Annotated in this window: 23 protein-coding genes; 9 read left to right on the top strand and 14 right to left on the bottom strand. The window is 46.4% G+C overall.

Going from position 1 to position 19,392, the window contains the following annotated elements; translation table 11 throughout:
- The 8 genes from hisD to LJ740_RS09195 all read left to right on the top strand — a co-directional run bounded on the left by hisD (position 1) and on the right by LJ740_RS09195 (position 6,612).
- Positions 1-1,320 (top strand): histidinol dehydrogenase, encoded by a 1,320-nt coding sequence (hisD, locus tag LJ740_RS09230; protein WP_229528775.1) that lies wholly within the window; start codon positions 1-3, stop codon positions 1,318-1,320.
- A gap of 4 nt (positions 1,321-1,324) precedes the next feature.
- Positions 1,325-2,419 (top strand): histidinol-phosphate transaminase, encoded by a 1,095-nt coding sequence (hisC, locus tag LJ740_RS09225; RefSeq protein ID WP_229528774.1) that lies wholly within the window; start codon positions 1,325-1,327, stop codon positions 2,417-2,419.
- Positions 2,416-3,486 (top strand): bifunctional histidinol-phosphatase/imidazoleglycerol-phosphate dehydratase HisB, encoded by a 1,071-nt coding sequence (gene hisB / locus LJ740_RS09220; RefSeq protein ID WP_229528773.1) that lies wholly within the window; start codon positions 2,416-2,418, stop codon positions 3,484-3,486. The genes hisC and hisB overlap by 4 nt, the downstream gene beginning before the upstream one ends.
- Complete coding sequence (gene hisH, locus LJ740_RS09215) at positions 3,487-4,083, top strand: imidazole glycerol phosphate synthase subunit HisH (protein WP_229528772.1); 597 nt, start codon at positions 3,487-3,489, stop codon at positions 4,081-4,083.
- Between the two features lie 9 nt (positions 4,084-4,092).
- The gene (gene hisA, locus LJ740_RS09210; protein WP_229528771.1) at positions 4,093-4,839 is read left to right on the top strand and encodes a 1-(5-phosphoribosyl)-5-[(5-phosphoribosylamino)methylideneamino]imidazole-4-carboxamide isomerase; all 747 of its coding nucleotides are present in this window, start codon (positions 4,093-4,095) and stop codon (positions 4,837-4,839) included.
- A 2-nt stretch (positions 4,840-4,841) separates the two neighbouring features.
- A complete protein-coding gene (gene hisF, locus LJ740_RS09205; protein WP_229528770.1) occupies positions 4,842-5,621 on the top strand; it encodes an imidazole glycerol phosphate synthase subunit HisF in 780 nt (259 codons plus the stop codon).
- A complete protein-coding gene (gene hisIE / locus LJ740_RS09200) occupies positions 5,612-6,229 on the top strand; it encodes a bifunctional phosphoribosyl-AMP cyclohydrolase/phosphoribosyl-ATP diphosphatase HisIE (protein WP_229528769.1) in 618 nt (205 codons plus the stop codon). The genes hisF and hisIE overlap by 10 nt, the downstream gene beginning before the upstream one ends.
- A 182-nt stretch (positions 6,230-6,411) precedes the next feature.
- Positions 6,412-6,612, top strand: a complete 201-nt coding sequence (locus tag LJ740_RS09195; RefSeq protein ID WP_229528768.1) for a hypothetical protein — start codon at positions 6,412-6,414, stop codon at positions 6,610-6,612.
- 91 nt (positions 6,613-6,703) lie between these two features.
- Here LJ740_RS09195 and LJ740_RS09190 read toward each other — a convergent pair whose 3' ends face one another.
- Complete coding sequence (locus LJ740_RS09190; RefSeq protein ID WP_229528767.1) at positions 6,704-7,231, bottom strand: hypothetical protein; 528 nt, start codon at positions 7,229-7,231, stop codon at positions 6,704-6,706.
- Between the two features lie 114 nt (positions 7,232-7,345).
- Positions 7,346-7,963: a cob(I)yrinic acid a,c-diamide adenosyltransferase gene (cobO, locus tag LJ740_RS09185; RefSeq protein WP_267498186.1), complete on the bottom strand. Its 618-nt coding sequence runs from the start codon at positions 7,961-7,963 to the stop codon at positions 7,346-7,348.
- Between the two features lie 201 nt (positions 7,964-8,164).
- On the opposite strand from cobO, the gene LJ740_RS09180 reads away from it, so the two are divergent.
- Positions 8,165-8,608 carry an Hsp20 family protein gene (locus LJ740_RS09180; RefSeq protein ID WP_229528766.1) on the top strand — a complete coding sequence of 148 codons (444 nt, stop codon included), beginning with the start codon at positions 8,165-8,167 and terminating at the stop codon, positions 8,606-8,608.
- Positions 8,609-8,667: 59 nt separating this feature from the next.
- Here LJ740_RS09180 and LJ740_RS09175 read toward each other — a convergent pair whose 3' ends face one another.
- The 12 genes from LJ740_RS09175 to LJ740_RS09125 form a co-directional block, all read right to left on the bottom strand.
- Positions 8,668-9,072, bottom strand: a complete 405-nt coding sequence (locus tag LJ740_RS09175) for an MAPEG family protein (RefSeq protein WP_229528765.1) — start codon at positions 9,070-9,072, stop codon at positions 8,668-8,670.
- A gap of 89 nt (positions 9,073-9,161) precedes the next feature.
- Positions 9,162-9,806, bottom strand: a complete 645-nt coding sequence (adk, locus tag LJ740_RS09170) for an adenylate kinase (protein WP_229528764.1) — start codon at positions 9,804-9,806, stop codon at positions 9,162-9,164.
- A gap of 185 nt (positions 9,807-9,991) precedes the next feature.
- Positions 9,992-11,914 carry a molecular chaperone HtpG gene (gene htpG / locus LJ740_RS09165; protein ID WP_229528763.1) on the bottom strand — a complete coding sequence of 641 codons (1,923 nt, stop codon included), beginning with the start codon at positions 11,912-11,914 and terminating at the stop codon, positions 9,992-9,994.
- Between the two features lie 375 nt (positions 11,915-12,289).
- On the bottom strand, positions 12,290-12,553 hold the full coding sequence (locus tag LJ740_RS09160; protein ID WP_229528762.1) for a type II toxin-antitoxin system RelE family toxin: 264 nt from the start codon (positions 12,551-12,553) through the stop codon (positions 12,290-12,292).
- Positions 12,540-12,773: a ribbon-helix-helix domain-containing protein gene (locus tag LJ740_RS09155; protein WP_324255601.1), complete on the bottom strand. Its 234-nt coding sequence runs from the start codon at positions 12,771-12,773 to the stop codon at positions 12,540-12,542. Before LJ740_RS09155 ends, LJ740_RS09160 begins: the two co-directional genes overlap by 14 nt.
- Before the next feature lie 215 nt (positions 12,774-12,988).
- On the bottom strand, positions 12,989-13,588 hold the full coding sequence (recR, locus tag LJ740_RS09150; protein WP_229528760.1) for a recombination mediator RecR: 600 nt from the start codon (positions 13,586-13,588) through the stop codon (positions 12,989-12,991).
- A 29-nt stretch (positions 13,589-13,617) separates the two neighbouring features.
- Positions 13,618-13,947: a YbaB/EbfC family nucleoid-associated protein gene (locus LJ740_RS09145; protein WP_229528759.1), complete on the bottom strand. Its 330-nt coding sequence runs from the start codon at positions 13,945-13,947 to the stop codon at positions 13,618-13,620.
- Between the two features lie 14 nt (positions 13,948-13,961).
- The gene (dnaX, locus tag LJ740_RS09140; protein ID WP_229528758.1) at positions 13,962-16,994 is read right to left on the bottom strand and encodes a DNA polymerase III subunit gamma/tau; all 3,033 of its coding nucleotides are present in this window, start codon (positions 16,992-16,994) and stop codon (positions 13,962-13,964) included.
- 5 nt (positions 16,995-16,999) lie between these two features.
- Complete coding sequence (apt, locus tag LJ740_RS09135; protein WP_229528757.1) at positions 17,000-17,536, bottom strand: adenine phosphoribosyltransferase; 537 nt, start codon at positions 17,534-17,536, stop codon at positions 17,000-17,002.
- A 26-nt stretch (positions 17,537-17,562) separates the two neighbouring features.
- Positions 17,563-17,688: a hypothetical protein gene (locus LJ740_RS23095; protein WP_267498185.1), complete on the bottom strand. Its 126-nt coding sequence runs from the start codon at positions 17,686-17,688 to the stop codon at positions 17,563-17,565.
- A gap of 110 nt (positions 17,689-17,798) precedes the next feature.
- Entirely contained in the window at positions 17,799-18,536 is a 738-nt protein-coding gene (locus LJ740_RS09130; protein WP_229528756.1) for an HvfC family RiPP maturation protein, read from the bottom strand.
- A gap of 2 nt (positions 18,537-18,538) precedes the next feature.
- Positions 18,539-19,375: an HvfB family MNIO-type RiPP peptide maturase gene (locus LJ740_RS09125; protein ID WP_229528755.1), complete on the bottom strand. Its 837-nt coding sequence runs from the start codon at positions 19,373-19,375 to the stop codon at positions 18,539-18,541.
- Positions 19,376-19,392: the final 17 nt, after the last annotated feature.

Genomic DNA, 19,392 nt, shown 5'->3' with positions numbered 1-19,392 from the left:
ATGTCAGCAATCATGCCAAACCTAATCGACTGGCAACAGGCTAGTCCACAACAGCAACAAGCGGCCCTGGCTCGTCCGGTAGCCAGCAATGCCGACAATGTCAGAGTGGCGGTTGCGCAGATATTAACCCGCATCCAAAACGAAGGGGATGCCGCCTTAAAGCAGCTAACCCTGCAGTTTGATAAAGTACAATTACAATCGCTGCAACTGAGTGCCGCTGCAACGCAGGCATTAGCCGACAAACTCGATGCTAAAGTGCAAAAGGCCATTGATGTAGCCTATGACAACATTCTGAAGTTTCACCAGAAACAGGCTTATCAGGACTTCGCCACAGAGACATCGCAGGGGGTAACCTGTGAACTGCGTTACGCTCCCATAGAAGCAGTGGGTCTGTACATTCCCGGCGGTACGGCGCCCCTGCCATCAACCGTATTAATGGTGGGCGTTGCTGCCAAAGTGGCCGGATGTGAAAAGCGTATTCTGTGCACTCCCCCCAATCAGCAAGGCGAAATCCATCCCGCGATTGCCTATGCCGCTTTGCGTTGCGGTATAACAGAAATCAATCTTGTGGGCGGTGCTCAGGCCATCGCCGCCATGGCAATTGGTACTGAGACGGTCAGTCGCGCAGATAAAATATTTGGCCCGGGCAATGCCTTTGTCACTGAAGCCAAGCAGCAGGTGAGCACCCTGCCCGGTGGCCCGGCAATTGACATGCCGGCCGGCCCGTCAGAAGTATTAGTACTTGCCGACAATACCGCCAATCCAGATTTTGTGGCTTCTGATTTGCTGTCTCAGGCTGAGCACGGCACAGATTCCCAGGCCATCCTGGTGTCTGACAGCCAATCGCTTATTGAAGCAACACAACAGGCAGTTACCCAACAATTGCAGACGTTGAGTCGCAACGAAATAGCCGCAGCGGCAATGCAAAATGCCCGCTACATCCTGACCGATTCGGTGGCAACCTCAGTTGCTGTGAGTAACCTGTATGCGCCAGAACATCTGATTGTACAAACTCAGGATGCCAGAGGGTTATTGCCCGCCATTAAAAATGCTGGCTCTATATTTCTTGGAAAGTGGTCACCTGAATCAGCGGGTGACTATGCCAGTGGCACTAACCACGTATTGCCTACCTACGGCTATGCCCGCAATTACTCCAGCCTGGGCGTCGCCGACTTTTTGCGACGTTACACAGTACAGGAATTGAGTTTTGACGGACTGCAATTAATTGGTGACGCCATCATGGACCTGGCCGATGCAGAAGGTCTGGATGCCCACAAAAATGCCGTCGCCATACGCTTAGCGGCTCAGGAGGACAAGTAACCTCATGGACAAACAATTTATCGATAATTTAACCTGCGACTTCGTCCGGGATCTCACTCCCTACGAGTCAGCCAGACGTTTATTCAGTGGCGGTAATGATTGGCTAAATGCCAACGAGTCGCCCTTCAGCAATGATTTTAGTCTCGATACACAGCGCTTTAACCGCTACCCTGACTGTCAGCCTGAATCCGTATTAAACGCCTATGCACAATACGCCGGTTTAGACAAAGAACAGGTTCTGGTGTCTCGCGGTGCTGATGAGGGCATTGAGCTATTGATCCGTGGCTTTTGTAATCCGGGCAAAGACAGCATATTAATCTGTCCGCCAACCTATGGCATGTATGCCATCAGCGCCCAGACCTTTAATGTTGATGTGCAAAAAGCCCCGTTAAACAGTGACTTTAGTCTGGATCTTGCTGCACTGGAGAACATTGCTCAATCAGGTAACTTACCAAAACTGGTATTTTTGTGTTCCCCGAATAACCCGACAGGGACGGTGATCCCACAAAATCAAATTCTGGCAGTACTGGAGCTGTTTGCCGGAAAATCACTGGTGGTGGTTGATGAGGCATACATCGAATTTAGCAAAGATCAAACCCAAACCTGCTTATTAGCACAATTTCCGCACCTGGTAATTTTGCGCACCCTGTCAAAAGCATACGCACTGGCGGGGATCCGCTGCGGATTCGCCCTGGCCAGCAACGACATCATCAAAGTGTTACTCAAGGTTATCGCACCCTATCCGGTGTCAGATCCCGTGGCCCAGATAGCCAGACAGGCGTTATCCAGCTCAGGCGTCGCATTGATGCAGGAGCAGGTAAGTTATCTGCAAAATGAGCAGGAATGGTTGCGCACGCAACTGGCAAGCCTGCCGGGTATGCAACTGCAAGGCGACAACAAGGCTAACTTTTTGCTGTATCGCTGCCAGAGAAAAGACGCTCTGATGCAATACCTGGTGCAAAATGGCGTGCTTATCCGCGACCAGTCAAAACAAATTTTATTACAGGATTGCCTGCGCATCACAGTGGGTAATCGCGAAGAAAACCAGCGTCTGGTGGCGCTTATTCAACAGTTTTATCAAGAAGGACAAGCCGCATGAGCCAGCAAGCTATTTTATTTATCGACCGGGACGGCACGTTAGTAGAAGAGCCGCCAATAGATAAACAGTTGGATACTCTGGAAAAGCTGGTGTTTGAACCCAATGTCATTCCGGCACTACTAAAATTACAGTCTCAGGGGTTCAGACTGGTTATGGTGTCCAATCAGGACGGTCTGGGAACCGACAGCTTTCCACAGGCTGACTTTGATGCGCCTCACGACAAAATGATGCAACTATTTGAAAGTCAGGGCGTGCACTTCGACGAGGTATTAATCTGTCCGCATTTTCAGGAAGACAACTGCAGTTGCCGCAAACCAAAGCTGGGACTGGTACAAAGTTACCTCACAGAAGGTAAAGTGGATTTTACCCGCTCCTGGGTTATCGGCGATCGCGATACCGATATTCAACTGGCACAAGCCATGGGTATTCGCGGCATCAAATACAATCGCGAAACCCTGAACTGGTCTCACATTGTAGAACAATTTAATCAGTCAGAGCGCACTGCAACTGTGGTGAGAACCACCTCAGAAACCGATATCCGTGTCGACGTTGACTTAGACAAACAGGTAAAATCCAGTATCAATACCGGCATTGGCTTTTTTGATCACATGCTGGACCAGATTGCCACTCACGGCGGTATTACCCTGAACGTCAATGTTGACGGTGATTTGCACATAGATGACCACCACTCGGTAGAAGACACCGCACTGGCTATTGGTGAAGCATTGCGCAAAGCGCTGGGCGATAAACGCGGTATTGGCCGTTTTGGTTTTGCCCTGCCAATGGATGAATGCCGTGCTGAGTGTGTACTGGATATTTCGGCCCGTCCCTTCTTAAAGTTCGATGCTGATTTTAGTCAGGAAAATGTCGGTGAGATGAATACCCAGATGGTGGGTCACTTTTTCCGCTCGCTGAGTGACAGCATGGGCATTTCCTTGCACTTATCCACGACAGAAGGCAACGCTCACCATCAGGTAGAAAGCCTGTTTAAAGTGTTTGGCCGGGCACTGCGTCAGGCGGTTACCAAACAAGGTGACGTGTTACCCAGCAGTAAAGGAGCGTTATAAATGAGCCAGAATCTGGTTATTGTGCACACAGGCTGTGCCAATATTTCCTCATTACAATTTGCGGTAGAGCGCCTGGGTTATAAAGTATTAGTTACTGATGACCCGGCCAAAATTACCGCCGCTGATAAGGTATTTCTGCCCGGTGTTGGCGCCGCCGCCGCAGCCATGCAACAAATTGCCGAAAAAGGACTGACCGACTGCTTAAAAGCTTTAACTCAACCAGTTTTGGGAATTTGTCTGGGTATGCAGTTACTCACTCACCATTCCCAAGAAGGCGATGCTGAATGCCTTGGCCTGGTGGATACACAAGTCAAATTGATGCAATCAGACACCCTGACTCTGCCCCACATGGGCTGGAACCAAATTCAGGTAGCACAAGACAGCCCACTGTTTCACAACATCGACAGTGGCAGCTGGTTCTATTTTGTACACGGCTACTGTGTACCCGTGGGGCCACATACATTAGCCAGCACTGAATACAGCCAGCCGTTCTCCGCCAGTATCCGCAACAACAATGTCTTCGGGGTACAGTTCCACCCTGAGCGTTCTGGTGATGCCGGCGCACAACTGATTAAAAACTTTATTGAGCAGATTTAAGGACACAGCGTGATTATTCCAGCAATTGATTTAATAGACGGCAGTGTCGTCAGGCTCTATCAGGGCGATTACCAACAAAAAACACAATACCAACTGGCTCCGGTAGACGTGGTACACAGTTATGCCGATCAAGGTGCCGAATGGCTGCACATCGTTGATTTAACCGGCGCCAAGGACACCGAAAAGCGCCAGCTTAGCCTTATCAAAGAAATGGTGGCGACTAAACGCATGCAATTTCAGTGTGGCGGCGGTATCCGCAGCGAACAGGACGTGCAACAACTTCTCGATATCGGTGTGGCTCGTGTCGTGATTGGCTCACTCGCGGTCAAAAATCCGGACCTTGTGCAATCCTGGATGCAAAAATACGGCGCACAACATTTTGTACTGGCCCTGGATATCAACATCAACGCAGCTGGTGAAAAACGCATCGCTACCCATGGCTGGCAAGAAGACAGCGGAGTTGAACTGGGTAAGCTGTTACAAAGCTATCTGGATTTTGGTGTAGAACAGGTACTGTGTACCGACATCAGTAAAGACGGTACCCTGCAAGGCCCCAACTACGAGTTGTATCAGGAAATGGTGCAGCAATTTCCTTCAGTGAACTGGCAGGCTTCCGGTGGTATTGGCAGCCTGGACGACATCGAAAAGCTGAAGCCCACGAATGTTCAGGGCGTGATTTTAGGCCGGGCCTTGTTGGAAGGTAAGTTTACTGTCGAGCAGGCCATAGCCCTATGGCAGCAACGGGGAGCACAATAACCATGTTAGCAAAACGCATAATTCCCTGCCTGGATGTACGCGATGGCCTGGTGGTCAAAGGCGTCCAGTTTCGCAATCACGAAATCATTGGCGACATAGTACCACTGGCAGAAAAATATGCCGAAGCCGGAGCCGATGAATTGGTATTTTATGATATTACGGCCTCCAGTGATCAACGGGTGGTTGATAAAAGCTGGGTAACCCGTATCGCCAAAGTCATCGACATCCCCTTTTGTGTTGCGGGCGGGATCAAAACCCTGGAGGATGCCCAAACAATTCTGGAAATGGGTGCTGACAAGATTTCCATTAATTCGCCAGCGCTGGCCAATCCAGAATTGATCACCCAACTGAACCAACGCTTCGGCAAGCAGTGTATTGTGGTGGGCATAGACAGCTATTTTAATGCCGATAGCAACACCTACGAGGTATACCAGTTCACCGGTGATGAAAAGCGCACACAAAATACTGGCAAGCAAACCGCCGACTGGGTAAAAGAAGTGCAACAACGGGGCGCCGGAGAAATCGTGTTAAATTGCATGAATCAGGACGGTGTCAGAAAGGGCTACGACCTGGCGCAACTACAAAATATTCGTGCCATTTGTTCAGTACCGCTTATCGCTTCAGGCGGTGCCGGTGAAATGGTGCACTTTAAAGATGTATTTGAACAAGCCAATGTCGATGGCGCATTAGCCGCATCGGTATTTCACAAAGGCATTATTGCTATCCCTGGCCTGAAACAATATTTAATTGAACAACAAATAGAGATACGTCCATGCGCATAACTACAGACAATATTGAACAACTGGCCTGGGATAAAATGGACGGCTTACTGCCTTGCGTAGTGCAGGATAGCTATACAGGTTCTGTACAAATGTTGGGCTATATGAATCAGGCAGCGCTGGAAAAAACCCTTACTACAGGTAAAGTCACCTTTTACAGCCGCTCCAAGCAACGCCTCTGGACCAAAGGCGAAACCTCGGGAAACACGCTGGATTTAACCGACATAAGCGCAGATTGCGACAAGGATGCCTTGCTGGCGCTGGCGAAACCCAATGGCCCTACCTGTCATTTGGGCACGCCCACCTGCTGGGATGCAGCCGAAAGTGCCGATTTCACCTTTTTAGCTGAGCTGGAAAAGTTACTGGCTGAACGCAAAAATGCCGACCCAGACAGTAGCTATACAGCAAAGCTGTACCAAAAAGGCATTAAACGCATAGCCCAGAAAGTGGGTGAAGAAGGCGTTGAAACCGCCCTGGCCGCGACGGTTAACGATCTGGAAGAGCTCAAAAATGAATCCGCTGATTTGCTTTATCATTTGATGGTATTGATGCAGGCCAGTGATCTGTCGTTGCAGGACAGTATTCAGGTGCTCAGAGAGCGTCATAAATAAGCAAACAATGAAAAAATATGAGGCTGGCCTCCGCTGTCAGCCTCTGTTTTTGTGAAAACCAAACTATTTATCCCCTAAAACCATTCACTTATCCCAAATTCATGTTTTGGCATAATTTATTTCACATTTTGATGTTATATTGGCCGATAACAAATAATAAACAACGATGTTGATGATTAGTCATGGTGAATCTGGAATACAAGGGATTTCTGGGGAGTCTGAATTTTCATTCTGATGCCTGTTATTACTTTGGTAATCTGCAACTTAAGCGGGACAAAGTGATGTATCAGGCCGCGTCTATTGCTGAACTGGAAAACAGCTTCAAAAATTCAGTAGATAATTATCTGGCAGACTGTGCCGCCTTTGGAATTGAACCCGGTTAGTGATCCTTTTTATAACCTGCGGCGTAACCAATTACAGCACCCTTCAGTGCTATTTGTGTGTTCTTCTCAGCTCGTCTTATGGCGAGCTTTTTTATCCACATTCCCTTTGCAGATCATAATAACCGGTCTTTAGTATTTTATTAACTCTGGCCTTCACTGAAGCCACTTCAGTATCGTCTACACGTTGTAACAAGCTGGCCACTTCTGACTGATAATAAGGATACTGCAATGCCACTTCGTGGATACCATTGTAAGCCCAGGCCCGTATAAATTTCCGGGAATTATCGAGCAGCGCTTTTAAGTTTTGAAACAGGTTATGGCTGACTTCACTGGCGATACTGATTTGGGATAATGATTGCAGAATGTGTAAGCGACTTTCCCAGTGCTGCATCAGCATAAAGCAATCCAGAACCTGAATGCTGTGCGCTTCATCCAACTGGAAACCCTGTTCAAGATGGTGTTTTAGAATCCATGAGGCTGCCCGATCGCTTTCAGTTTGTTTCAGGCAGGCAATCAGCTTGCTTTCAAAGCGTCGGGTACACTTAAAATGCTCATAGGTATTGAGCAATTCTTGAGTATTTGAGGCATCACACCACATCAGAGCTTGCTGAAACGACACCGGTCTGGCTTCCTGAAATCAATGAGCAGCCACATTACCATCAAGCCGGTAAGATCACAAAGCTTTGTAGATATTTTCAGCAACAGTGCAAACGACAAATACTCAGGATATGCTTTACCAGTCGATACCCTTTTGCACTTTAATACCGGCTTCAAAAGCATGTTTTGTATTGTTGATCTCGCTGACTGTGTCTGCCATTTCGAGCAGTTGCTTATGGGCACCGCGTCCTGTGACAATCACATGTTGTTGTTCCGGTCGATGACTGATAGCGTCAAGCACTTCGTCTAAATCCAGGTAATCGTAGGACAACATATAGGTGATTTCATCCAACATCACCACATCAATCGTCGGGTCTGCTAACAACTTTTTCGCTTCTTTCCAGACCGTTTCAGCGGCTGCAATATCCTTTTCCCGATCCTGAGTGTCCCAGGTAAACCCGGTATTCATTACAGCGAAACTTACACCGACTTTTTCCAGTAAGTTGCGTTCACCACATTCCCAGTTGCCTTTAATAAATTGCACCACACCCGCTGACAGACCATGGCCAACTGCTCGCGTAATCATGCCAAATCCGGATGTTGACTTGCCTTTACCATTGCCTGTCAGCACCAGCAACAAGCCTTTGTCGTCCGTTGCGGCGGCAATTTTAGCGTCTACCTTTTCCTTCAACCTGGCCATTCTGGCCTTGTGCCGTTCATTGCGAACTTGTTGTTTTTTATCCGTGTTGTCCAATGATATATCTACCTTATTTCTATTAAATATATTATTTATCAGCTAGTTACGATTATTTATAGATTTTTTTAAATTTTTCTCTTGAATGAATCGGCCGCCAACCTATCTATTTATCAACGACGCTGATGAGGGTCGTAAAACTGCCGCCATAACGGGGCAATTTTTTAACATCTTAACATATTGCTTAACGAGGATATGACTATGCGTACTATTGATTTATCACCACTATACCGTTCTTTTATCGGTTTTGATCACCTGGCATCCATGATAGATGCGGCTTCTCAAAACGAAAAACAAACCAGCTACCCTCCCTATAACATTGAGTTGTTAGAGGAAGACAGATATCGCATTACCATGGCCGTTGCCGGATTTGGTCAGGACGATATTACCATTGAAGTGCAGGAAAACACCCTGACAGTAACAGGTAAAAAAGACAGCAAAGAAACACAAAACGAAAAACGCTTTTTGCACAAGGGTATTTCCGAGCGTAACTTCGAACGCAAATTCCAACTGGGTGATCACGTAAAAGTGTTAACTGCAGATATGGAACATGGCTTATTGCATATTGATCTTGAACGGATCATTCCCGAAGCGAAGAAGCCAAGAAAAATTGAAATTGGCAGCAATTTGCTGGAAAGTAAATAACCGCAACTTAGTGAATTGTGCGTTTCCCATAAACCCCGGCTTGCCGGGGTTTTTCTGGTTTAGATACGCGATGATTCGGTATACAGGGGTAACAAGTTGGCTACGATCAAAATCAGGAAAATAATAAAGGTAGAAAGCGTGCCAAAAAAACGCTGCCAACTGACACCAAAATGATGGCGCAATCCATAGGCATGCATCAACCTGGCAGCGATTAGCCACCAGCCACAGACATGCAGTAAGATTCCCGTGGTGCCATTGAGTTCGGCAATACACATTAACAGCAGTGCAAAAGGCACATATTCCACAAAGTTGCCGTGGGCGCGCATCACCTGCAACATATGTTTGTCACCACCATCCCCCAGTCCCACCTGACTTGAGCGTCGCTGAACAATTACCATAACTGAAAGATACAAATAAAATGCGGCTAAGAGACTGCCGTAGAAGGCCGTTATCGGGAGTAACATAGGGTTGCCTGAGTGTTTTTTATAAATTGTAGCCCTGAATGAAGATAAAAAAAAACCCACTGACGTGGGTTTTTCAAACACTTTACAGTTTAGCCAAGTAATTTACCTAACTTTTCGCTGACTTCCGCAACGGGTTGTGAGCCATCAATCTTGTGATATTGGCAGTTTCCGGCGTCCGCCTCCGCTTTGTAATAGTCTACTAGCGGTTTGGTTTGCTCGTGGTAAACACCCAAACGCTTGCGCACTGTTGCTTCTTCATCATCAGGACGGATAACTAAATCATCGCCGGTTACATCATCTTTACCTTCAACTTTAGGTGGATTGTAGCTGATGTGGTAAACACGACCTGAACCTGGATGCACACGACGGCCAGCCATACGCTCAACGATAATTTCGTCATCAACGTCAAACTCAATACAGTGATCGACTGTAATACCGGCATCTTTCATTGCATCAGCTTGCGGAATGGTGCGAGGAAAACCGTCTAACAGGAAACCTTTCTGGCAATCTGCCTGAGCAACACGCTCTTTAACCAAACCAATAATAATTTCGTCAGAGACAAGTTTACCCTCATCCATGACTTTTTTGGCCGCTAAACCTAACTCTGTACCCGCTTTAATGGCTGCGCGCAGCATATCCCCAGTTGAAATTTGAGGAATACCGAACTTGCCCATCAGAAATTGGGCCTGAGTGCCTTTACCTGCACCGGGTGCACCGAGAAGAATGATGCGCATACTGTTTGTCTCCCTAGACTGAACCGACAAAAATTAAAAATTAATCCGAAACTTTACACATTCAATGACAGCGAAACAAGGCTAAATGCCCGACTTACGGAGAATTAGTGGTAAAGCCAGTGAAATTTACATTTACACCAATAAAAAAGGGCAGATACTTCTGCCCTGTTCAGGATAAATTATGGTTATTTAGCCAAATCTAACAACAGACTGTTCAACTGCTTCACAAAGATGGCTGGATCTTTCAGATTACCCTGCTCGGTTAATGACGCCTGATCCAGGATAACATTGGCCCACTTGCCAAACTGTTCTTCATCCTGCACATTCGCCATTACCTTAATCAAGGCGTGCTCCGGATTGACCTCCAGATCGTACTTCATCTCAGGAACGGCCTGACCAGCTGCTTCCATCAACTTCTTCATCTGAGTTGTCATACCAAATTCGTCAGCCACCACACAGGCCGGAGAGTCTGTCAGACGATGAGAGAACTTCACGTCTTTCACCTTATCGCCCAGTGCTTCTTTGATGCGGTCAGTTAAACCTGCCACTTCTTTTTCAGCTTCTTCCTGTGCTTTTTTGGTTTCTTCGTCTTCAAGATCACCTAAATCCAGGGCACCGCGTGCAATAGACTGGAAAGACTTTTCGTTAAACTCCGTCAGGTGTGACATTAACCATTCATCGATGCGGTCAGCCATCAACAATACTTCAATGCCTTTCTTCCTGAAAATCTCCAGGTGAGGGCTGTTTTTCGCTGCTTCATAGCTGTCAGCTGTCACATAGTAAATCTTTTCCTGACCTTCTTTCATCCGTCCGATGTAGTCTGCCAGCGAGACGGTTTGAGCGCTGGAATCTTCATGAGTAGAAGCAAAACGCAACAGGCCAGCAATCTTTTCTTTGTTAGCGAAATCTTCGGCCGGGCCTTCTTTTAATACATTGCCAAACTCATTCCAGAAACCCTGATATTTTTCTGCGTCATTTTTAGCGATGCGTTCCAGCATCTGCAATACTTTCTTGGTGCAGGCCTGACGCATAGACTGCGTCACTTTATTGTCCTGCAGAATTTCACGAGATACGTTCAGTGGTAAATCGTTGGAATCTAACAAGCCCTTCACAAAACGCAGGTAAACCGGCATAAATTGCTCTGCGTCATCCATGATGAATACGCGTTGAACATAGAGTTTAAGACCGTGACTTTGATCGCGATTCCACAGGTCGAATGGCGCCTTGGTTGGGATATACAGCAGTGATGTATATTCGTTTTTACCTTCTACCTTGTTGTGCGACCAGGTTAGCGGATCGCCAAAATCATGGGAGATATGTTTGTAAAACTCTTTGTATTCTTCTTCGCTGATATCTGACTTGTCGCGGCTCCAAAGCGCAGTTGCTTTGTTAATTGTTTGCCACTCGCCCGGTACCGCTTCGATTTTTTCACCGTCTTCGCCTTCAGACTCAGGTACTTCCTCTTTCCAGGTTTCTACCGGAATAGAAATGTGGTCAGAATACTTAGTAACGATAGACTTTAAACGCCAGTCATCGAGGAATTCTTTTTCATCGTCGCGCAGGTGCAGAATGATGTCAGTACCACGGTTGGCCTTTTCAATAGTGGCAACCGCAAACTCACCTTCACCTTCAGATATCCATTCAACACCCGCAGCAGCGTCATCACCGGCTTTACGGGTTCTGACAGTCACTTTGTCGGCGACGATAAAGGCAGAATAGAAACCAACACCGAACTGACCAATCAGTTGCGAGTCCCGTGCCTGATCGCCAGACAACTTGCTGAAAAACTCTGCAGTACCTGATTTAGCGATGGTACCCAGGTGAGTGATAACTTCGTCTTTTGTCATCCCGATACCGTTATCGGAAATCGTCAGAGTACCGGCGTCTTTGTCGATGCTTAAACGCACCCGCAAATTACCATCATTCTCATACAGGCTATCGTTCGACAACGCGTTAAAACGCAATTTGTCTGCCGCGTCTGCAGCATTGGAAATAAGTTCACGTAGGAAAATCTCTTTATTAGAATAAAGAGAGTGAATCATTAATTGCAGAAGTTGTTTTACTTCTGTTTGAAAACCGTGGGTTTCATGTTGCACAGCGTCAGCCATTGCTTTTCTACTCCTGATATAACTTGAATATCAATAAACCAATGCAAACTGAGCGGTGACACAAGTCTGCGTCAGGCATTGCGAGAGCCGCGGCTTAATTTGCATTGCTTATTCATATAGGTCTTACCGACCTGATTCTGGAAAACTGCCAGATCACATTTTTTTTACATGGAAGGAAATAGGGGCAGCAACATTATTTTCAATAGTAAATTGCCAGAAATCTGAGACTTTCCTTTCAGGAGTAATTATCAGGACAAATGTGATTGCATTCTTAGCCCGTTCTCTGAGTAAACAGACAGCTCTGCGTCAGGATTGGCAGTTTTTTACTTCTGTCAGGGTCGAAAAATTGATAACCCGATACTTTTGATTTCCAGTTCAGAGACTCTTATATACTTTGGATCTATGTGCCACTTTAACTACATTGATAATTAGCACTTGATCTCGAATTTCGTAAATAATTCTATATAACCCTTGTCTGACTCTATAGTGCTCTGAGCCAGAAAGCTTTTTACAACCCTCCCCTCGGGGATCCTCCGTCAGTCTTTCAATAGCATCCAGAATTTTTTTAACATCTTTGTTAGGGATACTTTTAAAATCTTTACTCACAGATTTTTTAAAGGTGACTTTATATTTTGCCATCGCTTCTTAGCTCATTCAGAAAATCCTCATAGCTGACATCAGGCTCGTTAGAGCGCTCTGATATGGCAGATAAGTCTTCCTGATCCTCTCGCATAAATAAACGAACAGCTTCGTCAACTAATTCAGATACGGACACATCTGAAGATGCAGCTCGCATTTTTAACGCTTGATGGATAGCTGGTTCAAAGTAAACAGTAGAACGCTTTGATAAATTGCTCATTGTAAAACTCACCATTAATTCGGAGTTAAAACATCATAACACCACAATATTTTACTGCCAATTTTACAAAGTAACTAAAGAATAATGTCCTGCGAAGGCGTTTGGAGTACTGATAGCGAAGTATTTTTGCGAGATAGGTCGAAAGGGAAAAGTAAAGCACTAATTTGGTTAATGCTGTTGGAATAAGTTCTGAAATGAAGTTATAAACCCTGGTATTAAAGAGAGCTGCGGGTTTTGAAGGCCCGGCCCAATGTATTGCTGTCAACCTGCTCTAATTCACCACCAATAGGTACCCCCTGAGCCAGGCGAGTGACAGGAATATCCAGCCCCTTGCACATCTCAGTGATGTAATAGGCCGTGGCCTCTCCTTCCATGGTGAAGTTGGTGGCTAAGATCACCTCATTCACAGCGCCCTCAGTCAGACGTTGCTGTAATAAAGGCATCCCAATTTCAGACGGACCTATACCATCAAGTGGTGACAATTTCCCCATCAGTACAAAGTACAAACCAGAAAATTCACCACTTTGCTCTATGGCAATAACATCCTGTGGACTTTCCACTACACAGAGCAATCCCGAAGCTGTGCGCTCTTCATCACTGCAAATCTCACACAAACGCTGCTCGGTAAAATTCCGGCAAGTTTCACAATGCTGTACGTGCTCCATCGCATCGTGTAGCGCTGCGCTCAACTTTAGCGCTCCGGTGCGATTTTTTTGCAATAACGAGAATGCCATGCGCTGGGCACTTTTTGCTCCAACGCCAGGCAAACAGCGTAAACTGTCGATTAACTCATTAATCAGTGGGCTGAACTTCATCCGAATTTATCGCCTGTCAGACCCTTTAATTAAAACGGCATTTTAAAGCCGGGAGGTAACGGCATACCACCCGTCGCTTCTGACATTTTTTCCTGAGAAGCCTCAGCAACACGGCGCACTGCGTCATTAACCGCTGCCGCCATTAAATCTTCAATGAGCTCTTTGTCGTCTTCCATCAGGCTGTCGTCCAAATCAACGCGCTTGATGTTGTGATTGCCCATCATGGTAACTTTAACCATGCCCGCACCGGCTTCGCCTACCACTTCCAGGTTGGCGATATCTTCCTGTGCTTTTTGCATTTTTTCCTGCAATTGCTGGGCTTGTTTCATAATGTTGCCCATACCACCGCCTTTAAACATAATCTTCTCCGATGTTATCTTGGTTCAATTGTATCGTTGAGTACAGAGCCGGAAAAAGCCTCACAAAGGGCCGTGACGCCTCTGTCCTCATGTATTGTTTTTTCAGCATGTTGCTGACGCATATTATTTATTGCATATTGCACGGCTGCCGGCGTATCGATGACTTCCCCAATGTGGGCAGAAACGCGCACATCGTGCTGGAGCGCTTCAGATAGCGCTTCTTCAATAGCGTTTAGTGCAGTATCTGTAAACAGATGCCGTTGATGCTCCGACACCATCAGCTTTACATTGTCGCCCTGTAAAACATAATTACTATGCAGGGCCAACTGTTTGTTTAATCCACCAATGCCAGATTGTTCAATTAGCTGACTCCAGGTATCCAGTTGACTGGCTTTTGTCACCTTTTTGTCATTGACCTTAAAGGGGATCTCAAAATCCACGGATACCTTAGGAATAGGCCCGGCAAAGAGTTCATGATAATCTTCTTCATCATCCTCAGAGTGGGATTCAGTGTCCCCGGTATCTGCAGATGCTACAGACGTATCTGCCTGTTCATCATCGGTATCCCAGGGAACATCATCATCACCGGCCGACCATTCAGCTGCATAACCGGCACCTGCAGACGCCGTGTCCGCGTTGTCAGTATCGCTTTCTTCCGGTAGCTCGCCCGCTTTTGCCTCTGCCAGATGTTCATTATCTCTCGCAGCTTCACTGTCGTTTAGTTGCGCGTCAGGATGTTCCTGTACAAAAGACTCCGCCGAAAATAATTCTTCCGGCTCTGCTGTTTCGTCGGTTTGTTCCAACTGTGCAGATTCTGAGTGGCTATGTTCCTCAGTATCAGAGATATGAGGTTGAACAGCGTTATTTGCAAGACCTGCTTCGGTCGTTGCTGACAAAGTCGACTTAACAGCCTCACCCGTTTGTAATATGTCATCCTGGTAGACCCCGGGACCAGGCTTATCTGCTGCCCTGCTTTGCTCATTGCCAGCGTCAGAAAGCGCCACCTCGTCATTGGTGACCTCAGGTGCTTTAACGGGAGGTTTGCTGTCATTACTGACTACTGCCCCGGATTCCCGTGGCGCTTTTTCACTCTCGTAACTGCTGGGTTTTTCGGTACTTTTTTCTTCTTCAGTGACCTTTGCCAGGGTGCCCATTAATTCCAGTAATGAATGGGTATTTTGAGACGATGACTTTTGATTTTCAGCGGCTGTTTTAGCCTGACTTCCTGAAACGGGTTCAACCATAGCGGTATGATGACTGTCTTCAGGTTGCACATTCTCATAACTGACCGACATATCCCCCATTGCCGAGAGCATCTGATAATCATCGACGGTTGATTCCTCAGCGTAGTCGTGCTCCGGATAGAGATTAGCTTCGAACGGGTTGTTTATGTGGCTATGCCCTTCTGCGCCTGAGTGATTGCCAGTATTACTGACTGTTAAGGCTTCAGAATCATTATTGTTCGCTACGCTTGCTTGCCGATGATCAGCATTTTCCGCCTCAGGGGCTCTGTCGTCCCCGGAGAGATTGTCAATATCAGAAGATTCAGACTTGTGTGTATCGGCAACCTGAGCTTTAGCTGGTCTAAGGCTTTCCGCCTGCTCCAGAATTTCTGTTATTTCAGTCTGCAGAACAGTAATTGTGGCATCAGACTCTTCCTCACTTTCCGGAAAACTGTCATCACCGCCGTCCAAACTGTCTTCCAATGACGAGGCTACTTGTTGAGTAACTTTGTTTGGGTCACTTTCTGCAGGAGACTGCTCTGCGGAGATTGCATCAATCAACGGCGTCAGAGTTTTTTTTTCAGCCTCTTTGTCTGATATTGTGTCCTCTGATTCAGGCATCAGCGCATCATTTTCTTGTTTACCAGCAGATTGAGCCGTTGGGAATTGCGCAAGCGAACCAATATTTTCTGCGGCTTCGCTCGCTGCAGTTTTGAATTTCTCCAGATTAGCGGCGATGTTATCTGGCATAAATGCCAACATTCGCAACACTGTCATTTCGAATCCAATTCGCGCTTCCTGAGCCCAGTCAATATCTTTGCGCCCCTGCAAGGCAATCTGATACAAAAGCTGCACCTGCTCAGGAGGAACAGAGCGAGCCCAGTTAAATACCAGCCGCGCCTGAGTTGTTTCCAGTTTGCAGGCTTCCGGTACAAACTGAGTTAAGGCAATCTGATGGAAAGCACTCATGAGTTCTGATAGCGCGCTCTTAAAGTCAGCACCACTGAGGGCCAACTCTTCCACCAGCTGAAACACCTGGTGCTTTTCTTTTTTTAGTATGGCCTGAATGATTCGGCTGATTTTATCGTTATCAATCAAACCCAGCATGTCAGTGACCACTGCCGATCTGACTTCACCATTGCCCTGCGCAATTGCCTGGTCGGTCAGACTCAGTGCGTCACGCATGCTGCCGTGAGCTGACTTGGCTAACAGCGCCAGGGCTTGTTCGTCAAAGGGCAAATGCTCTTGCTGCAGAATGTAAGACAACTGACCACTGATTTGTTCTCTGGTTAAGGCTTTCAGATTAAACTGCAAACAACGAGATAAAATGGTGATCGGTAACTTTTGCGGATCTGTGGTGGCCAATAAAAATTTAACGTGCGGTGGTGGCTCTTCTAAGGTTTTTAACAGAGCGTTGAAACTGTGCTTAGACAGCATGTGTACCTCATCAATAAGATACACTTTATAGTCCCCGCGCGTTGGGCGATATTGCACATTGTCGAGCAACTCTCGGGTATCTTCCACTTTAGTTCGGGAAGCGGCATCGATTTCTAATAAATCGACAAAATTGCCCTGCTCAATATCTTTACAACTTGAACATACCCCACAAGGGTTGGAAGACATGCCCTGTTCGCAATTGAGACTTCGGGCAAAGATACGGGCTATCGTGGTTTTCCCCACCCCTCGGGTGCCGGTAAACAAATAAGCATGATGTAGTCGGTTGTTGTCTAAGGCATTACTGATAGCGTTAACAACGTGTTCCTGCCCGACTAATTCAGAAAACTTTCCTGGACGCCATTTTCTGGCCAGCACCTGATAACTCAAGGGAATTAATCTCCGTCAAACTGACACAAGGCAGCACTCTTGATACCGTGTTCAGCTAACTTTTGCTCTCCACCTAAATCCGGTAATGACACCACAAAACCTGCGTGCTCGACGACACCGCCCAGCTGGCGTATCAGGTTTGCAGTGGCCACCATAGTGCCACCCGTCGCCAGCAAATCATCAATCATCAGCACTTTTTCGCCGTGAAAAACCGCATCCTTATGCATCTCAAGACAGTCTTCGCCGTATTCTAATTGATAGCTTTCACTAATCACTTCTCTGGGCAGCTTACGAGGTTTGCGAACCGGCACAAAACCAATGCCTAATTCCAGCGCTAAAGGTGCGCCAAAAATAAATCCTCGCGCTTCAGTGCCTGCGACACGGTCAAAAGACATGCCGGAAAATTGTTCAGCCAGTAACTGGATAGACAATTTAAACGCTTTAGGGTCCTGCATCAGCGACGTGACGTCGCGAAACATGATACCAGGCTTGGGGTAGTCCGGTACGGTTACAATTGCGGATTTAACGATTTCAGCAGTCAAAATAACGTTTCCTTGAATATCTTGTGTTACAAAAACACGCCAATGCCAACAATAATATGCATTAAAGGAAACAATACCGCCGCTACAAGAATTGCGACAACATACTTCATGTTAAACGGGTCGTGTGGACCGTCATGTGGTTCGTGTGCCATGTTACTTTCACCTGATAAAACAATGCCTCAATGTTAATCATTTTAGCCCTGCGAGGCAATCAGATGCGGTGAAACTTGCTGATAACTGTACAGAATCAGAACAATTATATTTAAGTGGGTATAAATATTTGTTTTTGGAGCATTTCCAAAACGATATCCTGGGTGGCTTTTTCCACCTGTTCCACGGGTAAGTGGGGTAACACTGTCTGCATGATTTGTTGCAATTCAGACAAACTACTTACCTCCTGCTCTAACAATTGATTAATTAAAAAAGCGGTAACCTGATTGATCTGAGAAAAGTGAACACTATCACTGTGGTCGCGATGCACGACAAAGTAGTTAGGTTCTGCAGACAATTGAGTAGGAATAAACTTCGCAGAAATCTGATGAACCGGCCAATGATAGCTCACCAATTCGGCTAATGGTGACACCCTGATGGACGAGAACGCATCGCCGGTTTGCCACCTGATAAAAGCCTCAGTCTTTCGAACACTCAGATCAAGTTCCAGCCACTCATAATGTGCCAGCTCAGCGATAAATGGATAGGGATACTCCTGTTCCGGTAACTCATTTGCCAGGTACTCTACAAACTCTTTACTGATATCAACGAAATAAGGTGAACGACAATCATGGGTTTTAAAGAAATGTCTTGCCATTGCCAGCCATTGCGCCTCATGCACAACGGCAGTTAGTACGGGAAACCCTGAATTTAAAAAGCCCAGAATATTGTTAAAAAACAAATCCCGGTAAATCTGCATTCGGCGCTCTTCAATATCGGGCAAAGTGGCCACATTATCCGGGTCTCGTATATGCGCCATAAAATCAGCCTGAGTTTGTTTAAAGCCCATTATCAGGCCCTCATACTGTTTGTTTGTTGATATTTAGCCTGAATACGTTTTATTTTATGTACTTCTTTGAGTAGTTCCTGCATGGGTGGAATATTAAAGTCCCGCTCCAGTAAGGTGGGAAAAACACCATGAATTTGATAGGCCCTGTCCAGCAAACTCCAGACCTCCTCTATCACATCCGCACCATGGGTATCAACAATGAGGTCTTCTGCTTCATTGTAGTGTCCGGCAATATGACCATAAGCGATTTTTCCAGTGGGTAGTGCTTCAAGGAATGAGACCGGGTCATAGCCATGGTTAATGGCATTAACATAAATATTGTTTACGTCCAGAAGCAATAAACAGCCTGACTGTTCCAGCACCTGTTGGGTAAATTCCAGCTCAGACATTTCCTGTCCCGGCGCAGCATAATAAGACACATTTTCTAACACCAGTGGTCGTTGCAAAATTTCCTGTACCTGATGGATCCTGCTAACTACGTGCTGCACTGCTTCAGGAGTAAAAGGAATCGGCATAAGATCATACATATGACCTTTGCCTGAGCAATAACTTAAATGCTCGCTGTAGTACAAGATATTGTGTTGCTCCAGAAAAGATTTCACCTGTTTGACAAAGTTGACATCCAGCTTTTCAGGTGACCCAATGGATAAAGATAAGCCATGACTGACAAAACGCTTATTGTCAGTATAAGCCTGTAGTTGCCTTGCGTATTTTCCACCAAAGGGTATCCAGTTTTCAGGGGCCACTTCCCAAAAGTCCACATCGGCAGGCAATCCATCGTGTAACTCTGCTGACATTTCTCGCCTGAACCCCAGTCCTGCGCCTGACAATTGATGCATTTATATTCTCCTTTGAT

Source organism: Planctobacterium marinum, assembly GCF_020687805.1.
GTDB classification, from domain to species: Bacteria; Pseudomonadota; Gammaproteobacteria; order Enterobacterales; family Alteromonadaceae; genus Planctobacterium; species Planctobacterium marinum.
The sequence above is the reverse complement of the archived record's forward strand: the minus strand, read 5'-3'. Positions and strand labels throughout refer to the sequence as shown.

Bases quoted from the DNA above. Each gene is read 5' to 3' on its own strand.
- LJ740_RS23095 (WP_267498185.1), bottom strand. From the start codon at position 17,688: ATGGCACACGAACCACATGACGGTCCACACGACCCGTTTAACATGAAG.
- LJ740_RS09145 (WP_229528759.1), bottom strand. From the start codon at position 13,947: ATGTTTAAAGGCGGTGGTATGGGCAACATTATGAAACAAGCCCAGCAA.
- LJ740_RS09155 (WP_324255601.1), bottom strand. From the start codon at position 12,773: ATGAGCAATTTATCAAAGCGTTCTACTGTTTACTTTGAACCAGCTATC.
- hisD (WP_229528775.1), top strand. From the start codon at position 1: ATGTCAGCAATCATGCCAAACCTAATCGACTGGCAACAGGCTAGTCCA.
- recR (WP_229528760.1), bottom strand. From the start codon at position 13,588: ATGAAGTTCAGCCCACTGATTAATGAGTTAATCGACAGTTTACGCTGT.
- LJ740_RS09160 (WP_229528762.1), bottom strand. From the start codon at position 12,553: ATGGCAAAATATAAAGTCACCTTTAAAAAATCTGTGAGTAAAGATTTT.
- hisC (WP_229528774.1), top strand. From the start codon at position 1,325: ATGGACAAACAATTTATCGATAATTTAACCTGCGACTTCGTCCGGGAT.
- LJ740_RS09195 (WP_229528768.1), top strand. From the start codon at position 6,412: ATGGTGAATCTGGAATACAAGGGATTTCTGGGGAGTCTGAATTTTCAT.
- adk (WP_229528764.1), bottom strand. From the start codon at position 9,806: ATGCGCATCATTCTTCTCGGTGCACCCGGTGCAGGTAAAGGCACTCAG.
- hisF (WP_229528770.1), top strand. From the start codon at position 4,842: ATGTTAGCAAAACGCATAATTCCCTGCCTGGATGTACGCGATGGCCTG.
- LJ740_RS09175 (WP_229528765.1), bottom strand. From the start codon at position 9,072: ATGTTACTCCCGATAACGGCCTTCTACGGCAGTCTCTTAGCCGCATTT.
- hisH (WP_229528772.1), top strand. From the start codon at position 3,487: ATGAGCCAGAATCTGGTTATTGTGCACACAGGCTGTGCCAATATTTCC.
- LJ740_RS09130 (WP_229528756.1), bottom strand. From the start codon at position 18,536: ATGGGCTTTAAACAAACTCAGGCTGATTTTATGGCGCATATACGAGAC.
- hisIE (WP_229528769.1), top strand. From the start codon at position 5,612: ATGCGCATAACTACAGACAATATTGAACAACTGGCCTGGGATAAAATG.
- LJ740_RS09180 (WP_229528766.1), top strand. From the start codon at position 8,165: ATGCGTACTATTGATTTATCACCACTATACCGTTCTTTTATCGGTTTT.
- htpG (WP_229528763.1), bottom strand. From the start codon at position 11,914: ATGGCTGACGCTGTGCAACATGAAACCCACGGTTTTCAAACAGAAGTA.
- LJ740_RS09125 (WP_229528755.1), bottom strand. From the start codon at position 19,375: ATGCATCAATTGTCAGGCGCAGGACTGGGGTTCAGGCGAGAAATGTCA.
- hisB (WP_229528773.1), top strand. From the start codon at position 2,416: ATGAGCCAGCAAGCTATTTTATTTATCGACCGGGACGGCACGTTAGTA.